15 protein-coding genes are annotated in these 17796 nt (G+C 36.2%); 1 reads left to right on the top strand and 14 read right to left on the bottom strand.

Annotated features, from left to right (window positions below; translation table 11 throughout):
• Positions 1 to 13: 13 nt before the first annotated feature.
• Genes glpK through HNP77_RS00730 form a run of 7 tightly spaced genes read right to left on the bottom strand, consistent with a single transcriptional unit; the run spans position 14 to position 6005 of the window.
• The gene (gene glpK, locus HNP77_RS00760) at positions 14 to 1534 is read right to left on the bottom strand and encodes a glycerol kinase GlpK (RefSeq protein ID WP_184651253.1); all 1521 of its coding nucleotides are present in this window, start codon (positions 1532 to 1534) and stop codon (positions 14 to 16) included.
• Positions 1535 to 1561: 27 nt separating this feature from the next.
• Positions 1562 to 2425, bottom strand: coding sequence for an alpha-hydroxy-acid oxidizing protein (locus HNP77_RS00755; protein ID WP_246428832.1), 864 nt, complete (start codon positions 2423 to 2425; stop codon positions 1562 to 1564).
• Positions 2415 to 3503 carry a 6-phosphofructokinase gene (locus HNP77_RS00750; protein WP_184651252.1) on the bottom strand — a complete coding sequence of 363 codons (1089 nt, stop codon included), beginning with the start codon at positions 3501 to 3503 and terminating at the stop codon, positions 2415 to 2417. The genes HNP77_RS00755 and HNP77_RS00750 overlap by 11 nt, the downstream gene beginning before the upstream one ends.
• A gap of 24 nt (positions 3504 to 3527) precedes the next feature.
• Entirely contained in the window at positions 3528 to 4250 is a 723-nt protein-coding gene (locus HNP77_RS00745) for a rhomboid family intramembrane serine protease (RefSeq protein WP_184651251.1), read from the bottom strand.
• 14 nt (positions 4251 to 4264) lie between these two features.
• Entirely contained in the window at positions 4265 to 4534 is a 270-nt protein-coding gene (locus HNP77_RS00740) for an ACT domain-containing protein (protein ID WP_184651250.1), read from the bottom strand.
• A 32-nt stretch (positions 4535 to 4566) separates the two neighbouring features.
• Positions 4567 to 5571, bottom strand: coding sequence for a radical SAM protein (locus HNP77_RS00735; RefSeq protein WP_184651249.1), 1005 nt, complete (start codon positions 5569 to 5571; stop codon positions 4567 to 4569).
• 35 nt (positions 5572 to 5606) lie between these two features.
• Positions 5607 to 6005 (bottom strand): hypothetical protein, encoded by a 399-nt coding sequence (locus HNP77_RS00730; protein WP_184651248.1) that lies wholly within the window; start codon positions 6003 to 6005, stop codon positions 5607 to 5609.
• A gap of 232 nt (positions 6006 to 6237) precedes the next feature.
• Here HNP77_RS00730 and HNP77_RS00725 point away from each other — a divergent pair, with 232 nt between their 5' ends.
• Positions 6238 to 8034, top strand: a complete 1797-nt coding sequence (locus HNP77_RS00725; protein ID WP_184651247.1) for a hypothetical protein — start codon at positions 6238 to 6240, stop codon at positions 8032 to 8034.
• Positions 8035 to 8205: 171 nt separating this feature from the next.
• Here the strand turns inward: HNP77_RS00725 and HNP77_RS00720 are convergent, their stop codons facing one another.
• The 7 genes from HNP77_RS00720 to HNP77_RS00690 all read right to left on the bottom strand — a co-directional run bounded on the left by HNP77_RS00720 (position 8206) and on the right by HNP77_RS00690 (position 17606).
• Positions 8206 to 8853 carry an HAD-IA family hydrolase gene (locus HNP77_RS00720; protein ID WP_184651246.1) on the bottom strand — a complete coding sequence of 216 codons (648 nt, stop codon included), beginning with the start codon at positions 8851 to 8853 and terminating at the stop codon, positions 8206 to 8208.
• A gap of 13 nt (positions 8854 to 8866) precedes the next feature.
• Positions 8867 to 10441: an aldolase catalytic domain-containing protein gene (locus tag HNP77_RS00715; RefSeq protein WP_184651245.1), complete on the bottom strand. Its 1575-nt coding sequence runs from the start codon at positions 10439 to 10441 to the stop codon at positions 8867 to 8869.
• A 56-nt stretch (positions 10442 to 10497) separates the two neighbouring features.
• Entirely contained in the window at positions 10498 to 11238 is a 741-nt protein-coding gene (locus HNP77_RS00710; RefSeq protein ID WP_184651244.1) for a 3-deoxy-manno-octulosonate cytidylyltransferase, read from the bottom strand.
• A gap of 57 nt (positions 11239 to 11295) precedes the next feature.
• Positions 11296 to 12588, bottom strand: coding sequence for an ATP-binding protein (locus HNP77_RS00705; protein WP_184651243.1), 1293 nt, complete (start codon positions 12586 to 12588; stop codon positions 11296 to 11298).
• 94 nt (positions 12589 to 12682) lie between these two features.
• Positions 12683 to 14212, bottom strand: coding sequence for a polysialyltransferase family glycosyltransferase (locus HNP77_RS00700; protein WP_184651242.1), 1530 nt, complete (start codon positions 14210 to 14212; stop codon positions 12683 to 12685).
• A gap of 15 nt (positions 14213 to 14227) precedes the next feature.
• Complete coding sequence (locus HNP77_RS00695) at positions 14228 to 16270, bottom strand: HAD family hydrolase (protein WP_184651241.1); 2043 nt, start codon at positions 16268 to 16270, stop codon at positions 14228 to 14230.
• A gap of 7 nt (positions 16271 to 16277) precedes the next feature.
• Complete coding sequence (locus tag HNP77_RS00690; RefSeq protein ID WP_184651240.1) at positions 16278 to 17606, bottom strand: hypothetical protein; 1329 nt, start codon at positions 17604 to 17606, stop codon at positions 16278 to 16280.
• Positions 17607 to 17796 lie beyond the last annotated feature (190 nt).

The following is a 17796-nucleotide window of genomic DNA, read 5'->3' as shown; positions in this document are numbered from 1 at the left end:
TCTATATCGATTATTAAATGTCCGGCTGTTTAGCCCAGCCACGGCTGCGTTCAACTGCAAGCTTCCACCGGGAATAAATTTCCCTGCGTTTCTCCTGAGTCATTGCGCAAGTAAATATTTTATCAATTTGCAGATTATTTACAATCTCCTGCCGGCTTTTCCAGAAATTAACCGCAAGGCCTGCACAATAGGCTGCACCTAAAGCAGTTGTTTCAACATTTTTAGGTCTAAAAACACTCATATCAAGAATATCAGAAAGAAACTGCATCATAACGTCACTGACACAGGCACCCCCGTCTACCTTTACTTCCGTAAGGCCGCCGGAATAATCATCCCGCATTGCCTCAAGAACATCCTTAACCTGACAGGCAATTCCCTCAAGAGCTGCACGGCATATATGCGCTTTACCTGAACCTCTTGTAAGACCTATGAGCATTCCCCGGGCATACGGATCCCAGTAAGGAGAACCAAGCCCCGTAAAAGCCGGAACCATTACAACCCCTTCCGTATCAGAGACACTTTCTGCAAGAACATCACATTCCCTTGCACTGCGTATTATTCCCAGCTGGTCGCGGAGCCACTTAACGACAGCACCGCCCATAAAAACGCTTCCTTCAAGAGCATATTCAACCTTGCCGCCGATACCGATTGCAATTGTAGTCAGAAGATTATTTTTTGAATCAATAGGAGTAGAACCGGTATTCATCAGCATGAAGCAGCCGGTTCCAAAAGTAGTCTTTACGTTTCCTTCTTCAAAACATGCCTGTCCAAAAAGAGCTGCCTGCTGATCCCCGATACACGAAGCTACAGGAATTTCAAAACCGCAGACACTTTTATCAGTCACGCCGTAAACACAGGAAGAATCCTTTACCTGAGGAAGAATGGATTCTGGAATATCAAACAGTTGCAGCAGTTCTTCATCCCACCTGCATTCGTGTATGTTGTAAAGCATAGTGCGGCTGGCATTAGTACAGTCTGTAACATGAACCTTTCCGCCGGTAAGTTTCCAGATAAGCCAGGTATCAACAGTTCCGGCAAGGATTTTTCCTTGCTCAGCTTTCTGCCTTACTCCCTCAACATTATCAAGAATCCATTTTATCTTTGTAGCAGAAAAATACGCATCCGGAATAAGCCCTGTTTTTTTTCTGATTAATTCAGATTTTCCCTGTGCAGAAAGTTCTTCTATCATAGATGCAGTACGCCTGCACTGCCATACGATTGCATGATATACAGGCACACCGGTTTCTTTATCCCACAGAATTACAGTTTCTCTCTGATTTGCAATTCCCACCGCTGCAATTTCTTCAGGATCTATTCTGGAAGTATTAACGGCTTCCTTCATTACAGTAAGCTGAGTTAAAAAAAGTTCCTGTGCGTCCTGTTCAACCCAGCCGCTCTTAGGAAAAAATAATTTTATCTCCAGCTGACTTGAAGAAATTTTCTTTGCATTATGATTAAAAAGAATTGCCCTTGAAGAAGTGGTTCCCTGATCTAAAGCAAGAACATATTTTTTTTCTGAAACAGCATCAACCATACAGCCACCTCTTTAATCTCAAAAAATTTATTTTAAAACTTCCGAAAAGGATTTTTTCTGACACAATGCTGTTGCAAAAGGACGGCCCATCATAACACCGTCAGCCCCGAAGGTCGATGCAGTCCTTACATCTTCCATCGTACGGATTCCTCCGTCAACCCACAGCCTGCCGCAGCAGTTTTTTAACCGCCTGTAATTTTCTTTTAAGAACTCTGCAGTACTTCCCTGACGAACGTCAACCCTTCCGCCATGATTTGAAATACAAACAATATCCGGCTTTACTTCTTCCATCACTTCAATATCTTCTGAATTAAAAACTCCCTTTACGGCAAAGGGAATTCCTTTTGAAGAAAGAAATTTTTTTAATGCAATAAGATCTGATGCGGATTTTTTTTCAAGATGAACAAGATTGCGCATGGTTATGATATTATAGCTGTCAATATCGATTCCGCCGAATTCCATTATGCCCATTGCCCTTTCATAGCGCTCAAAAATTTTTTCATCCGGATAAGGCTTTATGAACACACCTGCCTTTAATGAAGGATTCTTCTTCTGATAAAACTCAACGGCTTCAATTCCCCAGAACAATTTAAAATCAGGAGTACCGTCTCCGATAGTAATTTTTATACCTGATTCAACACAGGAAGCAACAAGATCAAAGTAAAACTGCTTTTCGTCAAAGTAGCCTACATTTTCTACAGCACCGGTCATAGGTGCAAGACGGACTTCAATTTCTTCAGGTTCAAAAGGTCCTTTTCCTACAGACTTCCATGCGGCACAATTTAAAATAAAATTTCTGCTGGCATTAGGACCACCCATCCCGGGCATCTGTCCTACACAGCCGTATCCGTCACACACGTCACAAAAGTGACAGTTAAATTCAGTCTCCAAGACAAGTCCCCAGTTCCCGCGCAGTTTCAATCATTGCATGATCAAGCGGAATGTTTTTTACCTTTCCGGCAATTTCATAAAGCGGAACCCCTGTTATTTTTGAATTCTGAAGGGCAACCAGTTTTCCGAAATCTCCGTCAGCAAGAAAATGAGCAGCAGCAGTTCCATACTGTGTGGCAAGAAGCCTGTCATAAGGAGAAGGAGTTCCTCCGCGCTGAAGATAACCCAGAACAGTAACCCTGGACTCAAGGGAAGTTGCTTCTTCCAGTTCATGAGCAACACGATAGCCGATTGAGTAAGGCATCTCTGCCCTGGCTTTCTTGAATTTCTTTTTATCCATAAGGGCTTCTTCTTTATTCTTTGCCCCTTCTGCAACAACAACAATAGAAAAATTTTTACCGGCCTTTTTTCTTTCCATAATGCGCTGTGCAACATGATTAATGTCATAAGGAATCTCAGGAATAAGAATTACGTCTCCACCTCCTGCAATTCCTGAATAAAGCCCAAGCCAGCCTGCCTTATGGCCCATTACCTCCACAACCATTATGCGGGAATGAGAATGCGCAGTTGTATGAATTCTGTCAATGGCATCCGTTGCCACATCCAGCGCCGTATGAAAGCCAAAAGTCATATCCGTTTTTACAATGTCATTGTCTATGGTTTTAGGAAGACCGATTACATTAAGCCCTTCCTCTGCAAGAAGACTGGCCGTCGTATTTGTTCCGTTTCCGCCAATACACACAAGAGCATCCAGCTTATGTTTCTTATAATTTTCTTTTATGCGGTCAACCGGAAATTTTCCCTTTGAATCAGCAACAGGATTTTTAAAAGGCTTTTCTCTGGAAGTTCCGAGAATGGTTCCCCCTTCAGTAAGAAGTCCCACAAGAGAATCTGAAGTAATATCAAACATATCACCGTTTATGAGGCCGCGATAACCGTTACGGATTCCTACAGCATCCATTCCATACTGAATTTTTGCAGTACGGCATACGGCACGGATTGCAGCATTAAGCCCCGGAGCATCTCCTCCGCTAGTAAGAATACCGAATCTCTTTACTTTTGATTTTGAATTCGCCATCAGTAAATCCCCTGGAATAAAATCCTAGTTTAATGTTCCCACAACAGTCTCATCTGAAGAATAAGCAGGAGCTGAATATTTTTCTTTTTCCTGAAGAACGGTTTTTGCACTTGAAGAACTTTTCTTTTTAGGACTGACAAAAAATCCGAAAAGACTTCCGCAGATTCCGGCTATCAAATCCCCACATACAGGAACAAGAAGAACTGCCTTAAATCCGCCACCGCCCGAAAGTTTTATGACACAATAAAATTCATAGCCGATATAAAGAAGCAGTATCAGGAGTGAAGAAACGGAAAACGTCTTTTTGGAAAATGCAGTTATCATTGAAAGAAAAATCATAGTAAAGACGATGGAAGCCGCTCCCGTAGATGCAAAAGGAGACATACAGGCATTAAGTACGCCGGATACGATTCCCGCTGTAAGGCACATTACAAAAATATAAACTGAACCGTATTTTTCTTCAAAGACAGGACCAGAAACAAGAATGAATGCAAAGTTTACAAAAAGATTTTCCCATGCAGAGTTTCCGAAGATATGAGTAAAAATCTTCACGTAATCCAAAGCGGATTTAAAATTAAAAGCATCAAAACCCGCACTTTTTTTTGTTCCCGGGCAGGTTAAAAAAGAAGATACAATCTTACCTTTCAGAAAAAAAACATCTGTCACAAAAAGCAGTGCACTGACTATAACAAAAGTTGATACTACAGGAGAATCATATACAAAACGGAGCTTTGATTTTTTTGCCATAAAAAAAGCCTGAATTATATTCTGTGCATCTCGCTGAATACTTTTTCATTCAGCACGTTAATTTCTACGCCCAGAGACTGACAGTCTTCACAAAGTGCCTTACGGGCTGAATCAAGGTCAAGATCAGCTTTTTCAAAATCAGTCATCATCATCATTACAAAATTACCGCTTAAAATCGTCTGGGTAATATCAATAATATTAATTGAATGAGCTGCAAGAAATGCAGACACCTTAGCAATGATTCCGACTTTATCGCCGCCTACAACAGTAATAATAGCTTTCATAACAAACCTCGTTCTCCCATTATATCAAATAATCATTCATTTATAAACCCTTTGTCCCAGTGCCATACAGGACGGGCAAGCGCATTGGAAAAAGGCTGTGTTCTTGAAAAATCCGGCAGCCAGGAAGTATCATCGCTTAACTCCTGATAAAACAGATATTCAAATTCATAGCTGTCAATCCACTGCTGAAGGGTCTTATCTTCTTCTTTACTTATAAGGCGGTCCGAAAATGCCTCAAGAGCTTTTCTGCGTTTTTCCAATTCCCCGCTGCTTCCGGTAAAAGGAACGGGCGTATACTGATTCATCAAAGAAATGCAGGCTTTTGAATCTGCATGAGCTTTAAGCCAGTCCAGTACAAGCCGGGTATCATCCATTCTTCCAGGAAGTACAAGATGACGTATTATTACACCGGAGAGCATTTTTTCTTTTGTTTCACCATTTTTACTGATTTCTTCTATATTAAGCGGTGCATTTTCAATCATACGGCGGATGGCTTTTTTTGCAGCCTGAGGATAATCTTCTGCGGCAAAAAGTTCCCGGCTCATAATCGGATTAAGGGTCTTTAAATCAGGCAGATAAATATCCACCAGACCTTTTACCATATCCAGCATTTCCGGAGATTCATAGGCACTGGAATTCCATGCAAAAGGAATTTTTACTCCTGCTTTTTTTGCAGCGACGATATATTCTGCAATGACCGGCACATGATGACTTGGAGTAACAAGATTTATATTTTCAGCCCCTTTTTCTTCCAGTTTAAGGCACATGTCAACAAAGGTACTGCAGTTTACTTCAGCACCCATTCCCTGCTGGCTTATCTGATAGTTCTGGCAGAAAGCACACTTCAGCGTACACCCTGTAAAAAAAATAGTTCCGCTTCCGCCAAAAACCGTTATAAGAGGTTCTTCTCCAAAATGAAGGCAGGCACTTGCAGCATACAGTCTGTCGTTCTGTGTACAGAAACCCCTGCTCCTGCGCCGGTCAGTACCGCATTTTCTCGGACACTGGCGGCATTCTGCATATAATTCATCACACATAAGGTTCCTTCATTATAAACGTAAAAAATTCAAAACTAAAATGCCTGGTGATCAAGAAAAACCGCCATAAGGTCATTTAAAAGATCCATAGGAAGATCCTCTGCTTCTGCATTTACTATAGAACAAAGTTCCTTCCAGTCTTCCGCTTCAAGAGCATCAGTCTGGTCATCTCCCTGCAAAAGTGCCTGCATGGCTTCAAGCTTTTCCATGTGAATGTCTGAAGGTTCATTCTGAATATCTGCTGACGAAAGGATATAAGCATTAAGCCAGTAATCTGATACTGCCATTGCCAGTTCCCTGACGGAAGGATTTTCTCGAACCAGAAGTTCTGCAGCTTCACGGCAGGCTTTTTCTCCGTCATAACGGCCGCCTGAAGTTCTATTGTATTTTTTTATCTTTTCTAAGTCTGAATGAAATTTCTGAATGCTATCCATAGTAAAGGAGTATACAGTTTTTACGCAAATCTGTCTTGTTTCTGCATTGAAGTTCTGAAAAACCTCCCTACAGCCAGAAAAAACAGCAAATTCAGAAAAAATAAGTTGCACGAATTAAACACTCATTATATACTTTAGGAAACTGAAAAACCAAAACAAGTTTCTTAGTTTCCATAAAAACAGAAGTTACTTGTACTTTAGTTATTTTCTGCACGGCAGAAGGAGGAATTTTATGAAAAAGATCTTGGCAGCAGCAGCTGGTTTAGTTCTTGCAGGATTTACAGCAGGCGCACAGGACAACTACACTTCGACCCTTAGAACATCAGTGGGCGACATTTCTTTTGGAGCATGGGGACGCTCAACCTTTAACATCGGTCACTCAGAGGTAGATACAAAGATTACCGCAGATGCAACAACCCTGGGACAGCAGGCCCTTGACGGCGTAACCAGCGCAGAAGCAGCTTATACATCATTAGGAGGTACACTGACTTCCGATAACGAAGGCTATATTGCAGATGTAATTTCAACAGTCAGTGCAGCACAGGCAGCACAGGCTGTAGCAACAGGAGCAATTGACGCATCAGCTCAGGCAGCCTATCAGGCACAAGCAGCAGCTACTCTTACACAGGCTTACCAGGCAAAAGCCGCTATTGCGATGCTCAAAGCCATGGAAACAGATGAATCAACATCAAAAAACTATGCATCCCTTGATCCTGACTGGTCTTACGGAAGCCGCGTAGGTTTCTGGATTATCGGACGCACTCCGGACAACCACTTCGGTTTTGACTTCAACCTTGACTCTGACGGACACGCCCTTTTCCTTCACAAGCTCTATGATGCAGATGAAGCAGAAGAAGACGTAAACTACAATGAAGACGGAAAATATGCTGTAGCAATCGGTGACCAGGCAAAAATCTGGGCACAGGGAGACATCGAACCTCTTGCAGTTACAGGAAAAATTGCTTTCGGTAAAATGAGGGAAAACTACCTCCGCGGTTCAATCGGTGACTTCGGACAGAGAGAATCATCAGACGTAAAATCTGAAGATGACATCTTCTCTGAATTCTGGCCTACAACAGGACTTTTCGTTTCTGCAACAGGTATGAAAGACACAGTACTTGAAGGTGCTTATGCAGCAGCTGCAATTGACCTCTCAGGAACATTAGGCGTTTCTTGTGCAGATACAGACCGTGATTCAGACATGCCTCTCTATGATGCATTGCGCACGGTACAGGCAGGCATCGGATACACAATTCCAGGCATTGCACAGATCAAAGCTCAGTACTGGGGAGATTCAATCAGTGCAGACAACTACCGCTATGCAGAAAGCAAGTTTGCTTCAGCAAGAGCAGCAGGATATGACATGAACGACTACTACGGACGTCTTGAATTCGGTATTGACTTCCTTGGATTTATGGGCGGAGCAACAGGACTCGGTGATGTAGATCTTGAAAAGACTCCTAATGCAAACCTTATTGAAGTTGGATTCAAGCTTCCACTCGTAACCCGTGATGAACTTCGCGAATATGATCCTGAAACCTTCTACAACTGGTACTCTTGTATCGGAACAATGGGTGTTGTAGAAAAAGGATTCATCCTTTACAAAGGACACATCTGGGGCGGACAGGGAACATCAAACCTTGCTCAGTACACACCGGGCGGTATCGTAACTCTCGAAAAAGGAAAGGGTGCAGATATTCTTATGGCTGGTGTTGACGCACTTGCTGAAGTATGTATCAATCCGTTCGGTTCACAGGATCTTTTCGTAGGTCTCTCAGGAAACTACAACATTACAAAAGCAGACGGAGAAGACAGCACATTTGCAGACCTTAAGCTTCGCCAGCACAACGTAGGAGCAGAAATCTACGTAAAGAAAACTTTCGGTGCAAACAACTATCTTTTCGTAGGAATTGCTGACCGCTATACAAAAGCAACTATGGAAGGAACAGTAGGCGGCGTTTGTGATCTTTCTTATGAATCTTCATCAAACAAAATCTACATGCCTATCGGTATCGAAATGTTCTTCTAAAAAAAAGCATTCTTTAAAAAACAGATGCAGCAAAAGAAACTCCTGTCTTTTACTGCATCTTCGTTTATTTTATAAACGTTTATTTTATAAATAAGAATGAATCCCGACCGCCAAAGACTCCGGCAGTTGGGATTTTTTTATCAGAGTTAATAAAACAAATAATATTTACCACTAATTACAGGATTTCAAAATGAAATCTTGTAATTCTGCCGATGAATTAAAGATATTAAAGTTATTTCCGTGATTACGTCCGGTAAAACCAAAGCCGTATATAACTCCAGCAAAATCTATGCCTGCTTCCTGCGCACCATTATAATCATGAATACTATCACCAACCATCAGCACATCAGAAAAGTTTGTGCCAGTGTCTTCAAGGCAACGCTTAATAATATCAGCCTTTGAACTTTTATCATTAGCATCAATCCCGTGAATTACTGAAAAGTATTCAGCAATACCAAGATTCTCTGACATTATTTTTGCAAACTTTTCAGCTTTTAATGTAGCAACACCAGCAAGAATGCCTTTCTGATTCAAGGTAACAAGAAGGTCTTTTATTCCGGGATAAAGCTGAGCCTCATTAATTCCCTGCTTCGCATAAAACTCTCTATAATACTTTACAGCTTCTATTGCCTCATTTTCATTAAAACCAAAACGGTTCATATATGTCTGAAGCAATGGACCGCCGATTACAGAATAAAGAACTTCATCCGAAGGAATCTCCCTCCCCATCATTTTATGAGCATATTTATGAGAGTTAATTATACCTTCCGAAGTATCAGCAAGGGTACCGTCAAAATCAAATAAAACAAGTTTTTTCATATAATCAAAATCCTTAAATCTCATATCGTGTTGGCGTAAGAAGAATGTAAGATAATTTATTCAATGCATTTTTCAACTGAATCGAAATTGACTGATTCTTTTGAGCTGCAGTTTCAGATTCCAAAATAGCAGAGTTATTTTGTACGCAATAATTTTCGACTGTATTAGGGTTAAATCCATCAAAGCCAGCCAGATATAATTTTCCTACATTTATTTTTGAAAGAAGCCTTATAAGCATAGCACCCGCATTATCAGAACCTGAACCGATTCCAAGATATGAAGAATAATTGATTATGTAATCAAAATTGAATTCTTCGTTTTTGAGATTACTTGAAGCAATCACTTTTGCAGAATTTACATTTTTTAAATTTGAGAGCCTCTTTTGATTTGTAACAAAAACATAATCGCTTTTTAAAAAGTCTGGAGAAAAATTTATCGCAAAAACAACAGCTTTCTCGTTCTTAATAACAGTCTTGATTTCTTCAACTTTTTGAAGAATAGATTTTCCTGATGCAAGCAAAAGAACAGTTTTATTCTCACAAATTTCTTTTAGTTCCTTTACTACATCATTATCATCAATATCTGATTTTTGATATTCCAGATATAATTCTTCAATAAGACTTTTATCAAAAAGATTTCTTTTATCTACAGGCAATAAACTCAAAACTTTAGAAATCGATTCAATGGAAAGTGTTTCTTTTTCCATAAGATATGAAGCATAATTAGGATGACATTTTTCTATGCCGGATAAAAAATACGGAAGACTGTATCCCCAGCGGTGTTTATTATAAATCTCAATTAAATATTCATCCGCAATTTTTAAAAGCGGTAAAATCGAATAACGCTCTTCAACATTTACATTTATATACTGTGTTAAAAGTTCAGAAGAAAGATTTCCAACTCCACGTCCCATTCCATATACTGAAGCATCGATAATGATTTTTCTCTTTGTATGAAAACGCATCAATTCCTGTGCATTTGCAAAAGAAAGCTGAAGGTTATTATGAGAATGAAAGCCTACAGAAATTTCTGAATCAAGATTATTATCAATCAAAAAAAATGAACGCTGTAAATCTTTTCTGTACATTATACCAAGGGTATCTACAAGATAAAAAGCGAACGGCTTTAAGATATTCACATCCAGAAGTAATTTTAAAAGTTCCATATCTGAATACGAAGTTGTACCGACTGGCTGAACAAAAACCTTATACCCTTTTTCCATAAGAATTTTTGCAGATTCTTTTGCCTCATTCCATTGATGCTTATGAAATGTAAGTCGGATTCCATCAATTGAATTTCCAGTTCTTTCAGAGATTTTATTTACATCAATATCCCCTAAAGCAATCATTGCAACATACATTGCAGATTCCTTTTTAGGCTGAATCATCTCTGCAATCTGTTTGACTGAAGAAAAAACAGAGCGGTTTACATTATAGTCTTCATCACGTAAAAAACCGCATTCAATAATTTCTACATTAGATTCGCAAAGACTATGCAAAATCTGTTTTATTGAGTCCTGTCCGAATTCCCAGTTATTGATGTATCCGCCATCTCTCAGGGTACAATCAAGAATGCTTATGTTATTCATTGCAGAGATAATTCTCCTTAATTACAAGTTAAAAATTACATAGAACTAAACAACAACTATTCTTCCTGATGTAATCTCTTTGCCATAATCGTTCGAACTTTTTCCAAGTCTTTCGGAGTATCAACAGAAATAGAATCTGATTTTACTTCATTAAAATGTAAATCGATGCCATTCTCTAAAAAGCGTAAATGATCAATATCTTCTATTTTTTCAAGATCTCCCATTGGATGTGAAACAAAAAAATCTAATGCAGCTTTATTAAAACATTCAACGCCAACATATTTTTTATAATTAAAAAATAATGAACCTCTCGGATAAGGAACAGGCGTTCTTGACATATATAAACACTTTCCGGTTTGATCCGAAATTACAAGCTTTATTTTTGCAAAGTCAATTGTTTCAGCAGGATCTGTAAGAATCCTGAATGCCCCATTAAAAAACGGTTTTTCTTCACATTTATTAGGAATAACAGGAGCAATACATTCTTTTGAAATTAATGGCTCATCACCATTTATACAAATATAAAAATCAGAAACAATTTTTTCTGAAACTTCATGAATTCTTGCAATATGATCCGGATGATCAGATTTGGTCATTATATAATCAAGATTATACTTTTCACATATATCTTTGATTCTATCATCATCAATTGCACAAATTACAGAATCAAATAAAGAAGTTGATTTTACCTGATTATAAACCCACCATATCATTGGCTTTCCGCAAATATCTTTTAACGGTTTACCTGGTAAACGAGATGATGCATATCTTGCTGGTATTACTGCTGTAATTTTCATTACACTTTCCTCCTAAAAAAAATCCATATCTGTAAAAAAATAGATTCATCAATAATATTAAAAATTCAAACTGTTTTCATCCTGCAGAAAATCAAAAAGACTGATAATCATAATGCCATCTTCATCCATATATTGCTTTATTACATCTTTAACAATGATAATCTTTTTGAAACTGTCATTTACACTTTTTAAAGATTTCTTTTCCTGTTCTGATTTTTCAGCTGATGAAATATTCAAAGCAGACTGTATATAGTACTTTCTGCTTCCCTGATTCGCTATGAAATCAACTTCATACAGAATCCGTTTTCGTTTACCTTCATCATCCGTTTCCCGCTTCTCAACAATTCCGACATCAACATTAAAGCCCCTATAACGTAATTCATTATAGATAACATTTTCCATAAGATGACTTTCTTCTATCTGTCTGAAATTTAAACGAGCATTTCTTAATCCAACATCCTCAAAATAATACTTATTTAACGAGCCTATATACTTTCGACCTTTTACATCATATCTCTTTGCTGCATTTATAATAAAGGAATCCTCAAGATAATCAAAAAAATTTATAAGAGTATTAATGCTTAATTTTGAATGCAGAACCGTTTGAAACGTCTTTAAGATCCGTGTTGGATTCGTATATGAACCCGTACTGGAAGCAAGAATATCTATAAGGTTTTCCAGCTCTTGAGTTTTTTCAATTTTATTTCTTGCAATAATATCTTTGATGTAAGTTTCTGTGAACAAATTTATCAAGTAGGAAGATTTTTGCTCATCAGTTTTCATGTTCAGCACAAGGGGTAATCCACCATAAACAATATAATCGGCCCACGCATGATAAACATCTCCACTATAGCCCTGTAAATATTCACTAAACGAAAATGGAAGAACATGAACTTCATCACCACGTCCACGAAATTCAGTAAGAATATCTTTAGACAAAAATCTTGAATTAGAGCCTGTTATATAAACATCTACATTCGAAAGTCTTAAAAGGCCATTCAGCACACTGTATATTTTTATTGGTTTTTCAGGATGTTTGTATTCTTCATCACTTATTGCAAACTGAATCTCATCAAGTAAAATATAATAAGTTTTGTCAGCATCTTTCACTAAAGAACGAATATAAACCGAGAGCTCTTCCGGATTCCTATATTTCTCATTCAAGTCATCATCTAAAGCCAATTCAATAATACAATCATCAGAAACGCCGGTACTTTTTAAAAAGTCAACAAACAGATTAAACAGCAGATAGGATTTTCCGCACCGTCTGATTCCTGTTACAACCTTTATAAGACCGTTGTTCATACGATTCTTAAGGGCTTCGATATATTTTGAACGAAGTATTTTCACAATAACCTCACACTGAACAAAAACGGTACATATACCAGTTTTGTTCAGTATAATAACACTGCATTATTTTTTCAATTATTCTATTCTTTAAGAATCACTTTTCCGCTTCATTTTCTTTATTAATATAAAGTAAAAGCCTTCTTTCCGTAGCGGCAAGCATTCCTTCAAGAATCTTTATTCTTTCCTGCTCATGAGATAACTCTGCAGTCGTTACTTTTAAATTTGTATTAGTCAAATCTTTTTCAATATGAATTTCTTTTGCCATATTCAAAATCTCCTTATTCTTTGAATAAACATAAATAACTTCTTCATCGGTTGAAGCATAAAAATCTTCTTTCTGCGGATTGATTACACTTTTTTGAATTACAACAGGCACAATATTCTGCCATAAATCCTTACGGAAATAATCATACCAGCAGAAATCACCTGCAGAATTAATAAAGATTACACAGTCATTCGGATTTAAATTATCCAGAAGATTTATGATTCTGTTTCTGTCTTCATCTTCCTCTGATTTTATGTCATCAATTATATAGGCTGTATTTTGTTTTTCTGCCAGAGTGCCATATTTTTTTTCGAACTGTTCAAGCAGAATATCGTTACAGCCAGTTTTATTAACATTCATTTTAAGAGCATCATAAATGCGGAATGCTGCGTAATATCTGTGAATAAATGGAAATCGTTTTTCAAAATCAACATCAAGTTCAAAGCATTCTTCAAAATGACCACGCAAGTTATAAATACCTGTTGAAGAAACCGTTGCCACACATTTAGGTTTTGGATCAAAAATAAAGGGAATAAACTCCGACGGAAAAACCTGACGGATTACTTCACTTTGAGGAAAAAGCTTTTTGTAGTATAAAATATCCTCTGGATGAGGTTTGAAAACAACTTTTTTATCATAAAAGAAGTAGTCGACAAAATACTGATAAAGTAAAACTTGATTTTCAAAAGACAAAATACAGTTATTTGCATAATGCTGCGTCAATAGTAATACATCTGCATTTATTGCAAATGAAGTTTCATTTTCTATAAATGCAGAAATCAACTCATTTCTATCATTCCCAGAAAGATTTAAGATTTTTTCTACAACATCAAAGTCTTCAATATTTTTTCCAGCCGTTGAAAAATCAGCTTTCTGTGCTTTTATATTACATCTCAACGTTGTTATATTAGAATTTGTACCATCATACAGACCAAGTTCTTCATATCTTTTCGTAACTTTTTTTCTAGAAATATATCCATTATCTATATCTATTAAGATTTGCGGTCTACTCAATATTCCTGCAGCTTCCTCACAGAAAACAAATGGAGTTTTTGTAATTGCAAGAAACAACCCGAAACAATGCTCTCCGGAAGCACAAAAAATTTTTTCATATAATGATGTTTTACCAATTAAAGAATGGAAATACTTTATTATTTCTGAATCAGAACGATTATCGCCAAAACCAATATCATAACAAACTATTTTTTTAAATTTATTCTCCAAGTAGGTCCTTAATGTACTACTTAATTTCTTATACTTATATTGATCAATTAATAAAACAGCTTCTTTCTTATTGTGTAATAAATCTACTACAGAATTTAATATATGATATGTTGTTATTGCCTCGTATAAAACCATTTTATATCTCTCTTTTTATTTAAAATATTTATTAAGCTTTGTTCCATCAAACCCTATATTTCTTGCAAAAATACAATTACCAAACAATAATTTAGCAAGTTTTAAATTCTTAATTGCAAATCTAAACTGTGTATAAGCATCGTAGCCAGAAATATTAAACAAAAAATCATCATTAAAAAATGTTAATTTATATTTTGAGCAAAAATCAAAAATTCCTTTATGAATTTCACTAATTAATTCATAATTTTCAATTTCTGGAAAATCAAAAATAAAATCACCATCATCATTCCATCCTGAAAAACTTGGAGTTGTATTTTGGGTAAACATTTCCATAAGAATATTATTTATGCCGTTATTTTTTTTTCTATGAAAATCATAATTCAGTCTATTATAGCAACGAGAAAACATATATGGTTCAATAGTATTATCCATCAACAAATCCAAATTATTAGTAACATCAAATGAACAAAAAGCAGCAAGAAAACATGAAACTTCACAATCTAATTTATAATCTTTATGTATTATTTTTTTTAATCCTGTAGGTCCAGACCCCACCCATCCAACATCAACAATAGCAATTTTTTTTGCATTACCAATAATATCCGTCAAATAAGAACGACACAAACCTCTTTGAATTTTCATTGTGTCTAAAACTAAATCCCAATTCTCTATAAGCAATTCTTCAAGTAAATCTTTATTATCAGGGGTCAATACACAATCTGCCTGTAAATCATATTCTTGTAAAACCCCTATAAGATTATCTAAATTAACAGATTTAAACACTTCTTCAATTGTCATAGGTGCATCTTTATTAAATGCTCTATGAATAATTATCCTTTTAATAAATTCATATTTATCAAATTCCAGCGAATACTTGGCATTTGCAATTCTAGACCACAGGACATATTCATTTGGAACATCATCATAAAGCATGTTAAAAACTTTCTGGTAAATTGCACCATCGCGGGCAAGGAAAAGAACTTTTTCAATTCCTTCTTTCTTGCATTTTTCATGAATCCAGTGACAGTAGCCTAAAACATAAAGTCCGCCATAAATAAAACCATATTCATAATAAGAGGAATATGTCTTATCGCCATTATGAAGATGAGTATTAATAATTCCTGCATAAGCAGATCCAATTATTTCAGACATGCCCTCACTACGATATTTATTCCCGATTTCATGACAGTTACGATAAAAACGAGTATCCAGACCACAGTCGTTTGCAGAATTTATATCAGATGCATAATTATCACCAACATGAACTATTGCTTTTCCTTCATAATCAGACTTTACAATTTCATATAATCCGCCAGAACGCTTACTTGTGCCATAATCACAGGAAACATAAAGATTTTCATAATTTGTATAACCGCATGAAGTAAGAATTTCTTTCATCTGCTCACCAGGAATATACATATCCGAAGTTATTATTATCTTTTTTCCAAGTTCTACGAGCATATCGTAAACCCGTTTCATATACGGATTAGCAAAGCAATAGCGTTTTTCATATTCAAGTTCAGTTTGAATTCCTTTATCTGCAGAAATTCCTGTTCTCCGCTCAATAACTTTATAAATATCACTAATAGTTATTTCATAATTTCCTGTTTTTTCAAACTTTTCTTGACGAACTTTTTTTTCAGCATTAATTCTTATCTGATAAAAATCCGGAATCTCAAGGGCATGTCCTATAAGAAGAAACAAATCAGTCGGTTTTGCAAAAGGGCGCAGTATGAGAGTATCAAAAATATCAAACGAAATTACATCATACTGAAGCAAGCCCTTTGCAAAATGCATTACATTCTGACGCTTAAATGCTTCACTTTCAGAACCATCCAGATATGGAAGACGAACCGCATTTACAGATTTATAATACAGAGGCTTCTTACTCCGCAAAATTCTGTAATGAAAATTCAAACGGAAAATTTTGATAAAATTTCTTACAGGATGTCCATGATAATCCGGATTCTGTTTTTTGTATGTACAATACTCCCCATTGATATTCCTATTCCTGGATACAAGAAACCTGTAAATTTTCTCTTTTGTTTCAATATTCATAATATCCTCATTTTTGTTTTATAGATGTCCACACCGAAACTGCATAACAATAACTTCTGAATACAAACTTACTTAAAAAATCAAGTTTTGAACGTGCTATTGAACCGTATCTCCAGAAAGATTTAACGCATTTTCTTTTTAACGATTTATGCAGAAGACGTAAAAGCACAGCCTTAAAATCTTTCTCTGTATATTCCGGTGCAAGCTGTATAAGATTTTCTTCATTTGTTTCATCTGAAAATAAATAGCTTCCATATAGCTCAGCTTCATTTTTTGCCGGTCTGAACATAAGTGCACACAGAAGTTTCTCGTCCATTTTTACAGAAGGATTATCCGGAATCCCAAGAGACAGATAATTTTCAGTCCAGGCTTCAATAAGATTAAGCTGCTCCTGCAAAAACCATTTTTTACAGTTTACATTTCCTTCTGATACAAATAATGCAATCCACTTTCCATTCTTAAACTCGTAACCAGAAGTCATTCCATCCGGAGCAGTACAAAAACATTCAAATAATGAATTATTAAAATGAAGCTTTCTGACAAAATTCTTTACTGGAGAAAAATAGTAGGCAGCCCATAAATCATTGCATGATTTTTTTAAAAATTCATCCGTATAAAGACCAAAATAAAATGCAGGAATTTTTTTAGAAAGAAGCCTGTTCAACGAAACCTGTAATGTTCCTCTCCAGCCCACATCAGCAAAAGCAAAACTGACATTATCATAAAGACCTTCCTGTGCAAAATATTTTACTGCACTTTCATACGCTTTTTCTGAAAGGGAATATATATAGCTTTTAAGACTTTCATTTTTCAAAAAGCTTTTCTTTAATTCTTCAAGTTCCTGACGAGACAGTTCCTTATCAAGTCTATTTTCTTCTATATTAAGTAACTTCCTTATGTATTCAAATTCATTTTTATCCAGCGTAATATTTTGAATAACCGTACGTAACGAATTAAAAATTTTTTTCTCACATATAAAATCAAAAGCCGTTTCCAGCGAGAAATGATAAAGCGGTATTCGTGATGCAAATCTGGAAATATACAAATACCGGCAGTCAACATTCAGCTTCAGTTTTTTTACAATTAAAAGTGCAATTTTATAAAGTATAAAACCATCCCGGGCAAAAAAATAAAGGCGCTCTATTTTTTTGTTGCGTGCTTCACAAAGCATCCAGTACACATAATCAAAAAGAACAGGAGACACTGCATGGCAGACAATGTGTTTTAATGTAACATTAGAAACAGTACTTGCACTAAAAGTTTTTTCTGCAGCAAGAAGCATCTGAGAATTGTAACGTTTAAGAACTTTTCTATATTTTAGACAATTTTCTTCCATAAATTACAAAGAAATCTGTTCCCCATCACAAATATCAGACTAATTTAACATAAATTATATTCATTTTCAACGTTCACTTAAAAATGCGGGCTTTTCCGATTTTTCCCTGCTCTGTTGAAAAGAAAGAAAAAAAAGTTTAGAATCAGTTCTGTAGAAATCTAAGCTGAAAACAGAAAGCTTACGTTGTAAA

The organism is Treponema rectale, assembly GCF_014202035.1.
GTDB classification, from domain to species: domain Bacteria; phylum Spirochaetota; class Spirochaetia; order Treponematales; family Treponemataceae; genus Treponema_D; species Treponema_D rectale.
This window is presented reverse-complemented; position numbering and strand designations above follow the sequence as displayed.